Source organism: Salmonella sp. SAL00670 (assembly GCF_046552235.1).
Lineage (GTDB): Bacteria > Pseudomonadota > Gammaproteobacteria > Enterobacterales > Enterobacteriaceae > Salmonella > Salmonella enterica.
The window spans coordinates 128877-146926 of record NZ_JBGDUO010000001.1 but is presented as its reverse complement, the minus strand read 5'-3'; the positions used below and the strand labels follow the sequence as shown (position 1 = coordinate 146926).

At 54.4% G+C, this 18050-nt stretch carries 17 protein-coding genes; 10 read left to right on the top strand and 7 right to left on the bottom strand.

Features of this window, described 5'->3' with window-relative positions:
* Window positions 1-8: 8 nt before the first annotated feature.
* Both clpS and ACLJRS_RS00715 read right to left on the bottom strand, forming a co-directional pair.
* The gene (gene clpS / locus ACLJRS_RS00720; protein WP_000520789.1) at window positions 9-329 is read right to left on the bottom strand and encodes an ATP-dependent Clp protease adapter ClpS; all 321 of its coding nucleotides are present in this window, start codon (window positions 327-329) and stop codon (window positions 9-11) included.
* Between the two features lie 95 nt (window positions 330-424).
* Complete coding sequence (locus tag ACLJRS_RS00715; RefSeq protein ID WP_212742690.1) at window positions 425-502, bottom strand: hypothetical protein; 78 nt, start codon at window positions 500-502, stop codon at window positions 425-427.
* Window positions 503-652: 150 nt separating this feature from the next.
* Here ACLJRS_RS00715 and cspD point away from each other — a divergent pair, with 150 nt between their 5' ends.
* Window positions 653-874, top strand: a complete 222-nt coding sequence (gene cspD / locus ACLJRS_RS00710) for a cold shock-like protein CspD (protein WP_000447499.1) — start codon at window positions 653-655, stop codon at window positions 872-874.
* A 129-nt stretch (window positions 875-1003) separates the two neighbouring features.
* Here the strand turns inward: cspD and macB are convergent, their stop codons facing one another.
* Both macB and macA read right to left on the bottom strand, forming a co-directional pair.
* Entirely contained in the window at window positions 1004-2950 is a 1947-nt protein-coding gene (gene macB, locus ACLJRS_RS00705; protein WP_000125893.1) for a macrolide ABC transporter ATP-binding protein/permease MacB, read from the bottom strand.
* The gene (gene macA / locus ACLJRS_RS00700) at window positions 2947-4065 is read right to left on the bottom strand and encodes a macrolide transporter subunit MacA (protein WP_001201751.1); all 1119 of its coding nucleotides are present in this window, start codon (window positions 4063-4065) and stop codon (window positions 2947-2949) included. The genes macB and macA overlap by 4 nt, the downstream gene beginning before the upstream one ends.
* 145 nt (window positions 4066-4210) lie before the next feature.
* Between macA and ACLJRS_RS00695 the strand changes: the two genes are divergently transcribed.
* Window positions 4211-5161: a VirK/YbjX family protein gene (locus tag ACLJRS_RS00695; RefSeq protein ID WP_000192846.1), complete on the top strand. Its 951-nt coding sequence runs from the start codon at window positions 4211-4213 to the stop codon at window positions 5159-5161.
* Here ACLJRS_RS00695 and ACLJRS_RS00690 read toward each other — a convergent pair.
* On the bottom strand, window positions 5158-6816 hold the full coding sequence (locus tag ACLJRS_RS00690; RefSeq protein ID WP_000599770.1) for an ATP-dependent endonuclease: 1659 nt from the start codon (window positions 6814-6816) through the stop codon (window positions 5158-5160). The genes ACLJRS_RS00695 and ACLJRS_RS00690 overlap by 4 nt on opposite strands.
* 201 nt (window positions 6817-7017) lie before the next feature.
* Between ACLJRS_RS00690 and ACLJRS_RS00685 the strand changes: the two genes are divergently transcribed.
* The 7 genes from ACLJRS_RS00685 to ACLJRS_RS00655 all read left to right on the top strand — a co-directional run bounded on the left by ACLJRS_RS00685 (window position 7018) and on the right by ACLJRS_RS00655 (window position 16162).
* Window positions 7018-7917: a lysine exporter LysO family protein gene (locus tag ACLJRS_RS00685; protein ID WP_000491119.1), complete on the top strand. Its 900-nt coding sequence runs from the start codon at window positions 7018-7020 to the stop codon at window positions 7915-7917.
* A gap of 143 nt (window positions 7918-8060) precedes the next feature.
* Window positions 8061-9713, top strand: coding sequence for a hydroxylamine reductase (gene hcp / locus ACLJRS_RS00680; protein ID WP_000458785.1), 1653 nt, complete (start codon window positions 8061-8063; stop codon window positions 9711-9713).
* Window positions 9714-9724: 11 nt separating this feature from the next.
* Complete coding sequence (hcr, locus tag ACLJRS_RS00675) at window positions 9725-10693, top strand: NADH oxidoreductase (protein ID WP_001670445.1); 969 nt, start codon at window positions 9725-9727, stop codon at window positions 10691-10693.
* A gap of 157 nt (window positions 10694-10850) precedes the next feature.
* Window positions 10851-12569: a ubiquinone-dependent pyruvate dehydrogenase gene (gene poxB, locus ACLJRS_RS00670; protein ID WP_000815313.1), complete on the top strand. Its 1719-nt coding sequence runs from the start codon at window positions 10851-10853 to the stop codon at window positions 12567-12569.
* A gap of 38 nt (window positions 12570-12607) precedes the next feature.
* Window positions 12608-13609, top strand: coding sequence for a low-specificity L-threonine aldolase (gene ltaE, locus ACLJRS_RS00665; RefSeq protein ID WP_000566421.1), 1002 nt, complete (start codon window positions 12608-12610; stop codon window positions 13607-13609).
* A gap of 10 nt (window positions 13610-13619) precedes the next feature.
* Window positions 13620-15053, top strand: a complete 1434-nt coding sequence (locus tag ACLJRS_RS00660; RefSeq protein WP_000079015.1) for an SDR family oxidoreductase — start codon at window positions 13620-13622, stop codon at window positions 15051-15053.
* Window positions 15054-15148: 95 nt separating this feature from the next.
* Window positions 15149-16162 carry an NAD-dependent epimerase/dehydratase family protein gene (locus ACLJRS_RS00655; RefSeq protein WP_000866904.1) on the top strand — a complete coding sequence of 338 codons (1014 nt, stop codon included), beginning with the start codon at window positions 15149-15151 and terminating at the stop codon, window positions 16160-16162.
* Here ACLJRS_RS00655 and ACLJRS_RS00650 read toward each other — a convergent pair.
* Window positions 16159-16989 carry an N-acetylmuramoyl-L-alanine amidase gene (locus tag ACLJRS_RS00650; RefSeq protein WP_000645850.1) on the bottom strand — a complete coding sequence of 277 codons (831 nt, stop codon included), beginning with the start codon at window positions 16987-16989 and terminating at the stop codon, window positions 16159-16161. The genes ACLJRS_RS00655 and ACLJRS_RS00650 overlap by 4 nt on opposite strands.
* On the bottom strand, window positions 16986-17309 hold the full coding sequence (locus tag ACLJRS_RS00645) for a heavy metal-binding domain-containing protein (protein ID WP_001160725.1): 324 nt from the start codon (window positions 17307-17309) through the stop codon (window positions 16986-16988). Before ACLJRS_RS00645 ends, ACLJRS_RS00650 begins: the two co-directional genes overlap by 4 nt.
* Window positions 17310-17436: 127 nt before the next feature.
* Here ACLJRS_RS00645 and ACLJRS_RS00640 point away from each other — a divergent pair, with 127 nt between their 5' ends.
* A complete protein-coding gene (locus tag ACLJRS_RS00640) occupies window positions 17437-17952 on the top strand; it encodes a lipoprotein (protein ID WP_001270724.1) in 516 nt (171 codons plus the stop codon).
* Window positions 17953-18050: the final 98 nt, after the last annotated feature.

Here is an 18050-nt window from a genome sequence, read left to right as displayed (position 1 = left end):
ACCTGCATTCAGGCTTTTTCCAGCGTACACAGCAACGGATGCTCGTTCTCCCTTGCATACTTGTTCACCATCGCCACTTTAGTTTCCGCCACCTCGGCGGTAAACACGCCGCAGATAGCTTTGCCTTGATAGTGAACTGCAAGCATCAATTGCGTTGCACGTTCTACATCATAAGAAAAGAATTTTTGTAACACGTCAATAACAAACTCCATCGGAGTGTAGTCATCATTGACTAATATCACTTTATACATAGATGGCGGTTTTAGCGCGTCGCGCACGCTATCTTCCACCAACTGGTCAAAATCCAGCCAATCGTTCGTCTTACCCATTGTCAGTCGTCATTATCGGTTACGGTTGTCGGCAGGAAAATCTGCCGCTGACCAGAGTCTATGCACACAATCAATCTACCTCAATTGATAGATAACTAACATCTATCAGTACCATCCGCGACATCTGTCACATTCCCGGCAATAGCGTTAACTGCTTCAAATTTTTGATTCATTTTTACCCGATCCCCCCTGCCTGATGCTTGACGCCTCGCCTGATTTCTCTAAATTGTAATGTCGAGAGTTGGTGAGGTTTTGAACAGCCCCCACTCCGTCACCGGTTCATTCCATCTTACTTATATAAGATTTACGAAGGATGTCGAAGCATGGAAACGGGTACTGTAAAGTGGTTCAACAATGCCAAAGGGTTTGGTTTCATCTGCCCTGAAGGCGGCGGCGAGGATATTTTCGCCCATTATTCCACCATTCAAATGGATGGTTACAGAACGCTTAAAGCCGGACAGTCTGTCCGGTTTGATGTCCACCAGGGGCCAAAAGGCAATCACGCCAGCGTCATCGTGCCCATCGAAGCAGAGGCCGTTGCATAGCTCCTCTGTCTCATTGTGTACATCCAGGAGGCAAAATGCCAGCCCGATCGGCTGGCATTTTTATTTAACGCCAGTGCCTGGTGGCGACACTGTTGCATCTTATCAGGCCGACAAATGACGTCAGCAAGATTACTCCCTTGCCAGCGCATCCACCGGGTCCAGTCGCGCCGCGTTTCTCGCCGGTAGCCAGCCAAACAGTATCCCGGTAAACGTCGAACATAAAAACGCGCTCGCCAGCGCAGTCAGTGAAAAACCGATCTCCCAGCCGGGCAGGAAAAGCTGTAGCATAAATGCGATGAACATCGACAAGCTAATCCCCAGCGCTCCACCAACCAGGCAAACCAGCACCGCTTCAATAAGAAACTGCTGTAGCACATCGCTGGCGCGCGCGCCTACCGCCATACGGATGCCGATTTCACGCGTTCGCTCGGTGACGGAAACCAGCATAATATTCATAACACCGATGCCGCCGACAACCAGCGAAATGACGGCCACCAGCGTCAGAAATAACTGAAGAGTATAGGTGGTTTTTTCAGCCGTTTTCAGGACGCTGTCCATATTCCAGGTGAAGAAGTCTTTTTTACCGTGGCGTAAGGTGAGCAGGCGGGTAAGCTGCTGTTCAGCCTGATCGCTATCAACGCCATCTTTCACACGAACGGTGATCGAGTTAAGCCATGACTGACCCATTATGCGATCTGACATCGTGCTATAGGGCAACCAAATTTGCAACAGATTGCTATTGCCGTACATGGACGGTTTCTCTTCCGCCACGCCAATAACAATAACCGGCATATTACCCACCAGCACCACTTCCCCTACGACATTCGCTTTATTTGGAAATAGCTGGCGTCGCGTGTTGGCATCCAGCACCACCACCTGCGCGCGATCCTGTTGCTGTACAGCATTGAAGGTGTTCCCCTCCCTAAAGGACATGCCGTAAACGTTAAAATAATCGCCACTGACGCCATTAGCATTTACGGCAATATCAATATTGCCATAGCGAAGACGTAAGCTCTTTGAAACGCTGGGCGTCGCAGAGTTAACCCACGGCTGTTTCTGAATAGCGACCAGATCGTCATATTTCAGCGCCTGTCGATACTGCGGGTTGTCGTCGCCGAAATCTTTGCCTGGATGAATATCAATCGTATTAGTGCCCATAGCGCGGATATCCGCCAGTACCATCTGTTTTGCGGCGTCGCCGACCACCACAATCGACACCACCGACGCAATACCGATAATAATTCCCAGCATGGTCAGTAAAGTACGCATTTTGTTAGCGGCCATCGCTAACCACGCCATTGACAGCGCTTCGCGAAAGCTGCTGGCAAATTGCCGCCAGCCGGGAGCCGTATTAACTACGGCAGCGTCAACGCCCTGTTCGCGTTTCTTTTCCTGCGCGGGCGGATTATGGACAATCTTGCCATCGTGAATTTCAATAATCCGCTCCGCCTGGGCGGCAATCAGCGGATCGTGCGTCACAATGATCACCGTATGTCCGCGATCGCGCAGTTGGCGCAAAATCGCCATCACCTCTTCGCCGGAATGGCTATCCAGCGCGCCGGTCGGCTCATCTGCCAGAATCACCTGTCCGCCGTTCATCAGAGCGCGGGCAATACTGACACGCTGCTGCTGTCCGCCAGAAAGCTGTGAAGGTGGGTAATCGACGCGATCGCTTAATCCCAGCCGCAAAAGCAACTCTCTGGCGCGCGCCTGGCGTTTTTTGCGTTCAATGCCGGCGTAGACGGCGGGGATTTCAACATTTTGCGCTGCCGTTAAATGCGACAACAGATGGTAGCGCTGAAAGATAAAGCCAAAATGCTCACGCCGCAGCTGCGCCAGCGCGTCCGGGTCCAGCGTCGAGACGTCCCGCCCCGCCACCCGATAAGTGCCGCTGGTCGGTTTATCCAGGCACCCGAGGATATTCATCAGCGTTGATTTTCCAGAACCGGAAACGCCGACGATCGCCACCATCTCCCCGGCGTGGATTTGCAGGGAGATATCTTTCAACACCGCCACCTGCTCTTCTCCGGAGGGGTAGCTGCGACTCACATTGCGCAGTTCAAGCAATGCCGTCATGGCGTCGCTCCTGGCCTGCTCTCACCGATGATCACCTCATCGCCCGCTTCCAGACCTTTAACCACTTCTACGTCTGTATCGTTACGCTCGCCAATGACCACTTCGCGCTCACGTTTTTCACCGTTACGCAACAGCGCCACTTTATAACGATTGCCGCCCACCGGTTCGCCAAGCGCGGCGAGAGGAATAATCAGCACATTTTTGACATCCATGAGTTGAATATAAACCTGTGCGGTCATATCAAGACGCAAGATTCTTTTGGGATTCGGCACTTCAAACCGGGCGTAATAAAAAATAGCGTCGTTGATCTTTTCCGGCGTCGGCAGAATATCTTTTAAAACGCCTTCATAGCGCGTTTGCGGATCGCCTGCAATGGTGAACCATGCTTTCTGCCCCGCCCGAAGATGGATCACGTCCGCTTCCGAGACCTGCGCTTTTACCAGCATGGTGCTCATATCCGCCAGCGTCAGAATATTGGGCGCCTGCTGAGCTGCAATCACCGTTTGTCCTTGCAGGGTAGTGATTTGCGTCACTTCCCCCGCCATGGGGGCAACAATACGGGTATATTCCAGGTTGGTTTTCGCGGTGTCCAACGAGGCCCGATTACGTTTGATCTGGGCATCTATGGTGCCAATACGCGCCTGTTTAACCGCCATCTCCGTCGCCGCGGTATCCAGATCCTGTTGCGATACCGCCTGAGTCTTAGCTAACTGCTGCTGGCGCGCCAGCGTAACCCGCGCCAGCTTTAACTCAGCGGCTGCCTGCTGACGCTCCGCGTTCAGCTCCATCAGGGTGGCCTCGACCTCTTTTATCTGGTTCTCCGCCTGATCTGGGTCAATCACGCCGAGTAGCTGATCTTTTTTAACGTTATCGCCAATGGAGACCAGCAGCGTTTTCAACTGGCCGCTCACCTGCGCGCCGACATCCACTTTACGCAACGCGTCCAGTTTTCCAGTCGCCAGTACACTCTGTTCAAGATCGCCTGGCCGCACGATTAATGTCTGATAAGTTGGCAGCGGGGCATTTATCATTCGCCAGCCAGCCATCCCCCCCACTAAAAGAATTAAAATAATGACCAGATAACGCTTTTTAAATTTCTTTCCCTTAGCACGCATAGAAACCCTGACGGCAAAATTTTAACCAGAAAGTAAACCGTATCTAAACAAACCTGACGCAATAAAGATAGCGCCGGCTGTATTGACGATTGGTTAATGTTTCCTGTGGTTCAATCTCGACAATCTTATGTCGCGGATTACGATCATGACACAGCTTACAGATAATACCTGGTACACTTCAGATTACATCTCTCCTTTACAATTATTTATTCGTCTGACGCGCGGGCAATTACAGCCAGGAAAATTCTGGCGTAAAGCCAGCTTTCGTCGCAAGTTTTTAATCCGCTCATTAGTCATGCCGCGTGCGACCAGCCAATTACTGACCAATCTCACCCAATGGCCGGAGTTAAATACGTTACTTGCTCGTCAGCCGCGTTTGCCTATTCGGCTACATCGTCCTTATATGGCTGTAAATATTAAACGCGATTTCGCCTTAGATGCGCTGTGTTTTCATTATCAACAGATGCGCCAACTTTTATCGCGGGAACAACAAGTTAGCTATTTAAGTCAGTATGGCCTGAATCTTGCTAAATTTGAAACTAAAACCGGCGAGTTGTTTCAACTTGATTTAGTCAGTCTGGTCTCACTGGATAAAGAAGGTGAAAGCACTATTGTTGTTCGCGACGCACAGTTACGTATTCTGGCAGAGATCACATTTACCCTGTGTCGCTTTAACCAACAACGCACACTATTTATCGGCGGATTACAGGGCGCGGCAAACGACGTCCCTCACGAAATTATCCAGCAGGCGACCAAAGCCTGCCATGGTCTTTTTCCCAAACGCATCGTGATGGAGGCTCTCTGTCAGTTTGCGCAAGTCTTTCAGGCAGAAAAGATTATAGCTGTGAGTAACGATGCGCACGTTTACCGTAGCTGGCGATACATGGATAAAAAGACGCAAATGCATGCCGACTATGACGCGTTTTGGGAATCGTTAGGCGGTGAAAGAATTAAAGGGAATTACTATACGCTGCCGCTGGCGATCGCCCGAAAAAGCGAAGCGGAGATCGCCAGTAAAAAACGGGCCGAGTATCGCCGCCGCTATGCATTACTCGATAGCGTCGTCGAACAGGTTCCGGCCACATTCAAACATTAATCCGCCCGGCCCCGCGCCAGCCAAACCACGCGCGAGAACATCTTTCTGAACAGCGGCGGCACGGCGTCAATTCCCCGCCGCCCGGCTTCCATCGCGACTTCAATCGCCAAATCCGGCTTTGACGAGCGGTGGATAGCTTTAGTGATAATTTTCCGGGTATTCATCGGCACATTAGGCGGAAGCTGCGCAACCCGGTGAAAAACATCGGCAAAGCCCTGACGATACATAAAATGTTCCATATCCAGCGCAGGCAGCGCCGTGAGATGTTCGCGTTCTTCTTCCCGATCGTTATTAAGCAGACTGCGGACCGTCGCGGCATATTTTTTCCCCGCTTCGTCGCCATCCACCAAGACATGCCACTCGATTCCCATACGGCGGGCGAACTTCACCAGCGGTTTCAGGCCAGACTGAGCAAACTCAATGACTTTAATACCCTCCGCATCAAAATGATGTCCACACTGACGCGCCAGCTCATTAATAACCCAGGTTTCCGTCTCGCCTTCCACCAGTAGCCAGCAACGCGCAAACAGCGACGACGCGCGATTAAAGCGGATATGAAAGGCGATACGCCGTCCATCTTCCGCGCTTAACCCGCCCGGGCCCAGACGCCAGGCGGCGACGCGGGAAGATTCGCGCACCAGCCGTACGACATGTTCCACCGGCGTTAGCGAAAGCAGTTCGCCTGAGTTGGTTGTCGCTATCCGCTGTAGCGGTAACAGATTGAGCAATTGCCAGGCGACTGAAAGCATAATGGGATGTAAACGGGTTTCCGGATCTTCCACCAGCAGTAATGGTCGCGCGTCTTTATGTAACCGCAGCGTCCCTTTCGCCTGTAACAGCGTGGAGAAAAGCCCCAGCAGGATCACCCGATGCGACCGGCTGCCCGGTTTGTCGATCATCCGATTAATAATATCCAGATAGCGCCAGCTACGCTGCTCATTTTGCGAACGTCGGCGCATGAGTCGGTGACGCGCCTGTCCTGCGCCCTGCTCTGAGAAATAGTGTTCAAGCAGTTGCACCATCGCGGACAGTCCCTGACGAATCTGCCCGTCGGTTAAATTTTGCGGCCGGGTCGCCAGCTCACGCGCCAGAAAATCCAGCTGTCGGGCCGTGACTTCAACATCCGGCACATTGGGCACCGTACCGTTGCGAATACGTCGCATAAAGCGCGCATCGCGCAAACGTAGCACTGGCATCAAACGAACCAGGTGGCGCACCTGATCGTTAATATTTTCCACCGGCAATGGCTGCCCATCGCTATTGAGAAAACTGCGCAGCGTCATCACGCTGCCATCGGCGCCGCATTCGCCCTCTAGCCGATAAAAAATACGGTGAAAATCATCCTCGCAAGGCGACCAGCATGCTTCCAGCGCTCGATAACGACGTACCCGATGCCGCCCTGGCTGCGTTTCGCGAAAAGTCAGAATAATATGCAGGTGATGCTCGCGTCCTTTTATGTCGCCAGGCGGAAACCAGAAATCCTCACGGACAAAATGGTAGAGATCGAGTTCCGGCGACAATAACAGAGTCAGCGCATCCAGCAGGCTGGATTTTCCCCAGGCGTTTTCCCCAATCAGCACGTTGTTTTGCTCCAGCATCAACGACAGTCGGTTGATACCGCGAAATCCTACTATTTCAACGCGTTCGAGAATCATGCTTCCTCCAGAAAAACGTCATCACTCCATAAAATTCACCGCAGTATAACGGCAAATGCGTCCGCCTGGCGTGATATTCCCCCCCTTTGCCTGGGGCAAATGTCTGATAAATGTACGGCTGACGGTGTCGCTTTACTGATAGTCTGGAATTCGGTAGTGTCATGTACGCTATTCAAACAATAAAAAAGGGCCCGGCTGTTCATGTTTTCAGGACTTTTAATCATTCTGGTTCCACTGATTGTGGGCTATCTCATTCCACTGCGACATAAAGCCGCATTACAACTCATTAACCGGCTACTGAGCTGGATCGTGTACCTTATTCTCTTTTTTATGGGAATAAGTCTGGCGTTTTTGGATAACCTCGCCAGTAATCTGGTGGCGATTTTTCATTATTCCGCCGTCAGTATTACGATTATTTTATTGTGTAATATCGCCGCCTTATTGTGGCTGGAACGTATCCTCCCGTGGCGTCACCATCATCAGCAGGAAAAACTGCCTTCGCGTATTGCCATGGCGCTGGAGTCGCTGCAACTGTGCGGCGTAGTGGTATTGGGGTTTGTCATCGGCCTGAGCGGACTCTCTGTTTTACAGCACGCCACCGAAGCCAGTGAATATACCCTGATCTTTTTATTGTTCCTGGTGGGGATTCAGCTACGAAATAGCGGCATGACCTTAAAGCAAATTGTGCTTAACCGCCGGGGAATGATGGTCGCGGTCGTTGTCGTGGCAAGCTCATTACTGGGCGGCGTGATTAATGCGTTTATCCTGGACTTACCGCTAAAAACCGCCATGGCGATGGCGTCAGGTTTCGGCTGGTACTCTCTTTCCGGTATTTTGCTGACGGAGTCGTTTGGACCGGTTATCGGCAGCGCGGCATTTTTTAACGATCTGGCCCGCGAGCTCTTAGCCATTATGCTTATTCCCGGTCTGGTTCGCCGCAGCCGTTCAACGGCGTTGGGCCTGTGCGGAGCGACCTCAATGGACTTTACGTTGCCGGTATTACAGCGCTCCGGCGGCGTAGAGATTGTTCCGGCGGCTATCGTACATGGCTTTATCCTCAGCCTGCTGGTCCCCCTCTTAATGGCGTTCTTCTCGGCCTGATACCTCTTTGGCGGTAGGCATCTGCCGCCAAAATTGCGCTAAATCAATCTCCTTGCACATTATGGCAGAAATCCCTTTTATCCCTTTGTTCACAGGCATAACCTTAAACATGTATATTAAATATAACTTTAAAAGGTGTGACCATGTTTTGTGTGCAATGTGAACAAACCATCCGTACACCAGCCGGAAACGGCTGCTCCTACGCGCAGGGAATGTGCGGTAAAACAGCTGAAACGTCCGATCTGCAGGATCTGCTGATTGCGGCTTTACAAGGTTTGTCTGCCTGGGCGGTGAAGGCCCGTGAATATGGCATCATTAATCACGACGTTGATAACTTTGCGCCGCGCGCGTTTTTCTCCACGCTGACCAACGTTAACTTCGACTCTCCGCGTATCGTCGGCTACGCCCGTGAAGCGATTGCCTTGCGTGAAGCGTTGAAAGCGCAGTGCCTGAGCGTGGATGCTAATGCGCATTGCGACAATCCGATGGCCGATCTGCAACTGGTCAGCGACGATCTGGGCGAACTGCAACGTCAGGCGGCGGAATTTACCCCGAATAAAGACAAAGCCGCCATTGGCGAGAACATCCTCGGCCTGCGTCTGCTGTGCCTGTACGGTCTGAAAGGCGCGGCGGCGTATATGGAACACGCGCACGTTCTCGGTCAATACGACAACGACATTTACGCGCAGTACCACAAAATCATGGCCTGGCTGGGCACCTGGCCTGCTGACATGAACGCGCTGCTGGAGTGCGCAATGGAAATCGGCCAGATGAACTTCAAAGTGATGAGCATTCTGGATGCCGGTGAAACCACCAAATACGGTCACCCAACGCCGACTCAGGTCAACGTCAAAGCGACTGAAGGCAAGTGCATTCTGATCTCCGGTCACGATCTGAAAGATCTCTACAACCTGCTGGAGCAGACCGAAGGCACCGGCGTTAACGTCTACACTCACGGTGAAATGCTGCCCGCACATGGCTATCCGGAACTGCGTAAATTCAAGCATCTGGTCGGTAACTACGGCAGCGGCTGGCAGAATCAGCAGGTCGAATTCGCCCGCTTCCCTGGCCCAATCGTGATGACCTCTAACTGCATTATCGACCCGACCGTGGGCAGCTATGACGACCGTATCTGGACCCGTAGCATCGTCGGCTGGCCGGGCGTTAGCCATCTTGAAGGCGATGACTTCGGGCCGGTCATTGCCCAGGCGCAGCAAATGGCGGGCTTCCCGTATAGCGAAATTCCGCATCTCATCACCGTCGGTTTTGGCCGTCAGACCCTGCTCGGCGCTGCCGATACGCTCATCGATCTGGTCAGCCGTGAAAAACTGCGCCACATCTTCCTGGTCGGCGGCTGTGACGGCGCGCGCGGCGAGCGTAACTACTTTACCGATTTCGCCACCAGCGTACCGGATGACTGCCTGATCCTGACCCTGGCCTGCGGTAAATACCGTTTCAACAAACTGGAGTTCGGCGACATCGAAGGGCTGCCGCGTCTGGTCGATGCCGGTCAGTGTAACGATGCTTACTCCGCGATTATCCTGGCGGTGACGCTGGCGGAAAAACTGGGCTGCGGCGTCAACGATCTGCCGCTATCGCTGGTGCTCTCCTGGTTTGAGCAGAAAGCGATCGTGATTCTGCTGACGCTGCTGTCATTAGGCGTGAAAAATATTGTCACCGGGCCGACCGCGCCGGGCTTCTTCACGCCGGATCTGCTGGCTATCCTCAACGAGAAGTTCGGTCTGCGCTCCGTGACCACCGTTGAAGAAGACATGAAGCAATTACTGAGCGCGTAAGGAGGTCAATGATGACGATGCCAACCTCACAGTGTCCCTGGCGAATGCAGGTGCATCACATCCGTCAGGAGACGCCGGATGTATGGACAATTGCGCTATTATGCCATGATTACTACCCTTACCGCGCCGGGCAGTATGCGCTGGTGAGCGTGCGTAATTCAGCGGAAACGCTGCGTGCCTACACCCTTTCGTCTACGCCGGGCGTCAGTGAATATATCACGCTGACCGTTCGTCGGATTGACGATGGCACGGGTTCACAGTGGTTGACCCATGACATCAAGCGCGGCGATTACATCTGGCTGTCTGATGCAATGGGCGATTTTACCTGTGACGATAAAACAGAAGATAAATTTCTGCTGCTCGCCGCCGGTTGTGGCGTAACGCCAATCATGTCGATGCGTCGCTGGCTGGCGAAATACCGCCCGCAGGCCGACGTGCAGGTCATCTTTAACGTCCGTTCGCCGGATGATGTGATTTTTGCCGACGAGTGGCGACAGTATCCGGTCACGCTAGTGGCGGAAAATCATGCCACGGAAGGTTTTGTCGCGGGCCGTCTGACCACGGAATTGTTACAGAGCGTACCGGATTTGGCATCGCGCACCATCATGACCTGCGGCCCGGCGCCCTATATGGATTTCGTCGAACAGGGAGTGAAAGCGCTTGGCGTAACGCGCTTCTTTAAAGAGAAGTTCTTCACGCCGGTGGCGGAAACGGCAACCAGCGGCCTGAAATTCACCAAGCTACAGCCAGCGCAGGAATTTTATGCCCCGATCGGTACGACGCTGCTGGAGGCGCTGGAGAGTAATAAAGTACCGGTTGCCGCTGCCTGTCGGGCAGGTGTTTGCGGCTGCTGTAAAACCAAAGTCGTTTCCGGCGACTATACGGTGAGCAGCACCATGACGCTGAGCGAGGCGGAGATTGCCGAAGGTTACGTACTGGCCTGCTCCTGCCATCCGCAGGGCGATCTTGTTCTCGCATAATCGGTAAACGTTCCATCATAGGCCCGGTAAGCGTCAGCGCTACCGGGCGATTTGCCGCTCGCTTCATCCTTTCGCCCCTCTCTTCGCCAAAGAAAAACGTCATCGTCATCTTCAACTAAACTTGTAACCGTTATCACATTTAAGGAGATGGAGAACCATGAAACAAACCGTTGCCGCTTTTATTGCCAAAACGCTGGAACAGGCTGGCGTAAAACAAATCTGGGGCGTCACTGGCGACTCCCTGAACGGCCTGAGCGATAGTCTTAATCGTATGGGAACCATTGAATGGATGCCAACCCGCCACGAAGAGGTCGCCGCTTTCGCCGCCGGCGCACAAGCGCAGCTTACCGGCGAGCTGGCAGTGTGCGCCGGTTCATGTGGACCGGGCAACCTGCACCTGATCAATGGCCTGTTTGATTGCCACCGTAACCACGTCCCTGTTCTGGCGATCGCCGCCCATATTCCGTCCAGTGAAATCGGTAGCGGTTATTTCCAGGAGACCCACCCGCAGGAGTTGTTCCGTGAATGCAGCCACTATTGCGAGTTGGTTTCCAGCCCGGAGCAGATCCCGCAGGTACTCGCCATCGCCATGCGCAAAGCGGTGTTAAATCGCGGCGTCTCCGTGGTCGTACTTCCGGGTGACGTGGCGCTGAAACCCGCGCCTGAAAACGCCGTCACCCATTGGTACCATGCCCCGCTCCCCGTCGTCACGCCGGCGGAGGAAGAGCTGAAAAAACTGGCGCAACTGCTGCGCTACTCCAGCAATATCGCATTGATGTGCGGTAGCGGCTGCGCGGGCGCGCATGAGGAGTTGGTCGCGTTGGCGGCAAAACTAAAAGCGCCAATCGTTCATGCCCTGCGCGGCAAAGAGCACGTTGAGTACGATAACCCTTATGATGTGGGAATGACCGGCCTGATTGGCTTCTCTTCTGGCTTCCACACCATGATGAACGCCGATACGCTGATCCTGCTCGGCACCCAGTTTCCCTACCGCGCCTTCTATCCGAGCGATGCCAAAATCATTCAGATTGACATCAACCCGGGCAGTATTGGCGCGCACAGCAAAGTCGACATGGCGCTGGTGGGCGATATTAAAGCCACGCTTCGCGCCCTGCTGCCGCTGGTGGAAGAAAAAAGCAATCGTAAATTCCTCGATAAAGCTCTGGAGCACTATCGGGACGCCCGTAAGGGACTTGATGACTTAGCCAAACTCAGCGATAAAGCCATCCATCCACAATATCTGGCGCAACAAATTAGCCATTTCGCCGCTGACGACGCTATTTTTACCTGCGATGTCGGCACGCCGACCGTCTGGGCGGCCCGCTATCTAAAAATGAACGGCAAGCGCCGCCTGCTGGGCTCGTTTAACCACGGGTCAATGGCCAACGCCATGCCGCAGGCGCTCGGCGCTCAGGCCACCGCGCCGGGTCGTCAGGTTATCGCGATGTGCGGTGATGGCGGCTTCAGTATGCTGATGGGCGATTTTCTCTCGGTGGTACAGATGAAGCTGCCGATAAAAATCGTCGTCTTTAATAACAGCGTGCTGGGCTTTGTGGCGATGGAAATGAAAGCCGGCGGCTACCTTACCGACGGTACCGAACTGCACGACACCAATTTCGCGCGTATCGCCGAAGCCTGCGGCATTACCGGTATTCGCGTGGAAAAAGCCGCAGACGTGGACGGTGCGCTACAGCGCGCGTTTTCCATTGACGGCCCGGTACTGGTTGACGTGGTCGTGGCAAAAGAAGAGCTGGCGATCCCGCCGCAGATCAAACTGGAACAAGCGAAAGGCTTTAGCCTGTACATGCTACGCGCCATTATTAGCGGCCGCGGCGATGAAGTGATCGAACTGGCGAAAACGAACTGGCTAAGGTAAAACAGTGCACATCACCTTTTAAAATCCAGGGATGTGCCATGATTGATTTACGCAGTGATACCGTTACCCGACCGAGCCGTGCCATGCTCGAGGCGATGATGACCGCTCCGGTCGGGGACGACGTATACGGCGATGACCCTACCGTTAACGCCCTTCAGCGCTACGCCGCCGACCTTTCCGGTAAAGAAGCGGCGCTTTTTTTACCCACCGGCACCCAGGCCAATCTGGTCGCGCTGCTTAGCCATTGTGAACGCGGCGAAGAGTATATCGTCGGTCAGGGCGCGCATAATTATCTCTATGAAGCTGGCGGCGCGGCGGTGCTCGGCAGCATTCAGCCGCAGCCCATCGACGCCGCCGCGGACGGTACGCTGCCGCTGGAGAACGTGGCGGCGAAGATTAAAGCGGATGACATCCACTTCGCGCGCACGCGCTTGCTCAGTCTGGAAAATACGCATAACGGGAAAGTGCTGCCGCGCGCGTATCTGAAAGACGCCTGGACATTTACCCGCGAACGTGGACTGGCGCTGCACGTTGACGGCGCCCGAATTTTTAACGCGGTGGTTGCCTACGGCTGTGAGTTAAAAGAGATTACGCAGTATTGCGACTCTTTTACCATCTGCCTGTCAAAAGGTCTCGGAACGCCGGTCGGTTCACTGCTGGTCGGCAACCGCGATTACATTAAACGCGCGACGCGCTGGCGTAAAATGGTCGGCGGCGGAATGCGTCAGGCCGGGATTCTGGCAGCGGCCGGACTGTATGCGCTGAAGCATAACGTGGCGCGTCTGCAAGAGGATCATGATAACGCCGCCTGGCTGGCGCAGCAGCTTCGGGAAGCGGGCGCGGAGGTCATGCGCCACGAAACGAATATGCTGTTTGTTCGCGTTGGCGAAGCACAGGCCGCCGCGCTTGGCGACTATTTGCGGGAACGGAATATCCTGATTAACGCCGCGCCGATTGTGCGTCTGGTGACGCATCTGGATGTCTCTCGCGAACAGCTTGCCGATGTCGTCGCCCACTGGCGCGCCTTTTTAGCCCGCTAAGGAGAGCAACGTGGCGCAACGCATTCTGGTTCTCGGCGCCAGCGGCTATATCGGCCAGCACCTGGTCTTTGCGCTAAGTCAGCAAGGGCATCAGGTGCGGGCGGCGGCGCGGCGCGTGGAACGTCTGGAAAAACAGCGCCTCGCCAACGTCAGTTGTCATAAGGTCGATCTGCACTGGCCGGAAAATTTACCCGCGCTGCTTCGCGACATTGATACCGTTTACTATCTGGTACACGGTATGGGCGAAGGCGGCGATTTTATCGCCCATGAGCGTCAGGCGGCGCTCAACGTGCGCGACGCGCTGCGCCAGACGCCGGTTAAACAACTTATTTTCCTCAGTTCATTGCAGGCGCCGACGCATGAGCAATCCGATCACCTGCGCGCCCGCCAGCTTACGGCTGATACGCTGCGCGACGCAGGCGTGCCGGTGACGGAATTACGCGCCGGGATCATCGTCGGCGCAGGCTCCGCCGCCTTCGAAGTCATGCGTGACATGGTTTACAACCTGCCAATACTCACGCCGCCGCGCTGGGTGCGTTCGCGCACCACGCCCATCGCTCTGGAAAATTTACTCTACTACCTGGTCGGCTTGCTGGACCACCCTGCGCACAAGCATCGTATTCTGGAAGCCGCCGGGCCGCAGGTATTAAGCTATCAGCAGCAGTTTGAACGTTTTATGGCCGTCAGCGGTAAACGGCGTCCGCTGATCCCGGTGCCTTTTCCGACCCGCTGGATTTCGGTCTGGTTTTTAAACGTCATTACCTCCGTGCCGCCGACTACCGCAAAAGCATTAATCCAGGGGTTAAGACACGATTTGCTGGCCGATGACGCCGCGTTAAAAAAGTTGATCCCCCAAACGCTTATCACCTTTGACGACGCCGTTCGCCGCACGCTGAAAGAAGAAGAAAAACTGGTGAACTCCAGCGACTGGGGCTACGACGCGCTGGCCTTCGCCCGCTGGCGTCCCGAATACGGCTATTTTCCAAAGCAGGCGGGCTTTACCGCGCAGACCCCGGCCAGCCTATCGGCGCTCTGGCAGGTCGTAAATCGGCTGGGTGGCAAAGAGGGCTATTTTTTCGGCAATATTTTGTGGCAGACGCGCGCCGCGATGGACCGTCTGGTGGGGCATAAACTGGCGAAAGGCCGCCCGTCGCATACCTTGCTCAAGCCTGGCGATACGGTAGATAGCTGGAAAGTGATCATTGTCGAACCAGAAAAACAGCTCACACTCTTGTTTGGCATGAAAGCGCCGGGCCTGGGGCGGCTTAGCTTCACGCTGCACGATAAAGGCCGCTACCGCGAAATTGACGTGCGCGCCTGGTGGCATCCACACGGAATGCCGGGCCTGATTTACTGGCTACTGATGATCCCGGCGCACCTGTTTATTTTCCGGGGAATGGCAAGGCGTATTGCCCGACTTGCAGAACAAATCACAGAAAAATGAGAAAAAGTTGCTGTATTCTTTCGTGTTTCCCATTGCATACCGACGTAATTCACGGAAGAATGCGCACGACGGTTTATTAAACACAGTGGATTGATATGAAGGTACTGGTTACCGGCGCCACCAGCGGCTTAGGTCGAAACGCGGTTGAATTTTTGCGCAATAAAGGCATCAGCGTCAGAGCGACGGGTCGCAATGAAGCGATGGGCAAGCTGCTTGAAAAAATGGGCGCGGAATTCGTCCATGCGGATTTAACCGAACTGGTCTCCTCGCAGGCTAAAGTGATGCTCGCCGGGATCGACACGTTGTGGCACTGCTCCAGCTTTACCTCGCCCTGGGGAACCCAACAGGCTTTCGATCTGGCGAATGTTCGCGCCACCCGCCGTCTGGGAGAATGGGCGGTCGCCTGGGGCGTGCGCAATTTTATTCATATCTCCTCTCCCTCGCTCTATTTTGATTACCACCATCACCGTGATATCAAAGAAGATTTCCGCCCGCATCGGTTTGCCAATGAGTTCGCCCGCAGTAAAGCCGCCGGCGAAGAGGTGATTAATCTGTTGGCGCAGGCCAATCCGCAAACACGTTTTACGGTATTGCGTCCACAAAGCCTGTTTGGCCCGCACGATAAAGTATTTATCCCACGTCTGGCGCATATGATGCACCATTACGGTAGCGTCTTATTACCGCACGGGGGCAGCGCGCTGGTCGATATGACCTACTATGAAAATGCGATCCACGCCATGTGGCTGGCCAGCCAGCCGGGCTGCGATCATCTGCCTTCTGGCCGCGCTTATAACATCACTAACGGCGAAAACCGCACCTTACGCAGCATCGTACAAAAGTTAATTGATGAACTGACTATCGACTGCCGCATTCGCTCTGTGCCTTACCCGATGCTGGATATGATCGCCCGCAGTATGGAGCGCTTCGGCAAAAAATCCGCCAAAGAGCCCCCGCTAACGCATTACGGCGTGTCAAAACTGAATTTTGATTTTACGCTCGATACGACTCGCGCGCAGGACGAGCTGGGCTACCAGCCCATCGTCACGCTGGACGAAGGCATTGAGCGCACCGCCGCCTGGCTGCGCGATCACGGAAATTTACCGCGTTAATCCTGGCCGTACTTCTCCAGTAATGCTTCGGCAATCGCCTGCGTTTCGGCATCTGCGATACCGTTCCATTGCGCCGGACGGAAGTGCATCTGGAACGCCATAATCACCCGCTGCTGCTCGCGCGCCGTCATATCGGCTTTGACTTCATAGCCATAGCGCGAGAGTAACGCAAGCACCGTTGCGGTATCGACTGGCGTATACGGCGCGCGTCCAGCCAGATAAAACGCCACACGCTGGGCGTCAGGCCAGGCGCCAATCCCCTGCGCCGCCAGCTCGCGCCACGGGAAGCGCGGGCCGGGATCGTCTTTACGCTGCGGCGCGATATCCGCATGGGCCACCACATTCTGCGGTTTGATGTCATAGCGCGCGATAATATCCTTCGCTAACGGAATCAATGCCTGAATTTGCGCAGATTCAAACGGCGCGAAAGATTTCACCCCGCCGGACATTCGCCAACCGCGATTTTCCAGCTCAATGCCAATAGACGTATCATTGAGACGCGTGGCGCCTCGCCAGAAACTGACGCCCGCATGCCAGGCCTGATCCTGTTCCGGCACCAGTTGCCAGATGCGCGGTTTACCGCCATATAATGGCGGGGTTGCGGGAATCAGGTAATGCGAACTGACGTTGCGACCCGTTAACGTCGCCAGCGAAACGTCAAAGTTTTCCGCCGTATAGTGAATCACCAGGACTTTAATGCGCGGATAGGCCGCCTGCGCCCGATGTCGGGTATCAAGCTGATATCCCTCTTTATCGATAATTCCTTTTTCGCTCGCGCAGCCTGTTAACAGCAACGCGAGACCCACCAGCCACAGTAGCGCTTTCATCGGCGCGTTTTCACCGCCGTTCCGCTGACGCTGACCATTAGCATACTGCCATCCTTACCGACAGTTTCGTAATCAATATCGATGCCTACCACCGCATCGGCGCCCAACGCTTTAGCCTGCTCGCCAAGTTCCTGAAAAGCGATTTCACGCGCTTTACGCAGCTCTTTCTCATACGCGCCGGAACGTCCGCCGACGATATCCCGAATGCCGGCGAAAAAATCGCGGAAAATATTGGCGCCTAAAATGGCTTCGCCCGTCACCACACCGCAATACTCCACGATGCTTTGTCCTTCCAGCGTTGGGGTTGTTGAAAACTGCATAGTGAATCTCCCGGGTTAGCTAAGCACACGATCTCAAACGCATTATCAAGCTGATACGCTATCATTGAAAGGATATAATTGATTATCGTAGATCGGTTTTTGCTCGATCGCCTATAAGGAAATCATCATGCGCTATTCTAAACTCTCTTTGCTCATCCCGTGCGCGCTTCTGCTTAGCGCCTGTACGACCGTCACTCCCGCCTACAAAGATAATGGCCCGCGTATCGGCGCGTGTGTGGAAGGCGGCCCGGACAGCGTGGCTCAACAATTTTACGACTACCGTATTCAACACCACAGCAATGATATCGCCGCGCTTCGCCCCTACTTGAGTGATAACCTGGCGAAATTGTTGACCGACGCCAGCCGCGATACGGAGCACCGCCAGTTGATGAGCGGCGATCTGTTCTCCAGCCGCGCTACGCTGCCGGATAGCGCCAACGTCGCCAGCGCATCAACCATTCCGAACCGAGATGCGCGCAACATTCCTCTGCGGGTGGCGTTAAAACAGGGCGATCAAAGCTGGCAGGATGAAGTGCTTATGATTCACGAAGGCTCATGCTGGGTGATTGACGACGTTCGCTATCTGGGCGGAGATGTCCATGCCCCTGCCGGTACGCTGCGCCAGTCGATAGAAAACCGTTAACAGACAGTATTCCCCCGCTTTTGCACCCATAACCCCGTAAATTGTCTGGCATTCTGCCCGGGATGCCGACAATTCTTCTTACCTACTATTCCTCCTGC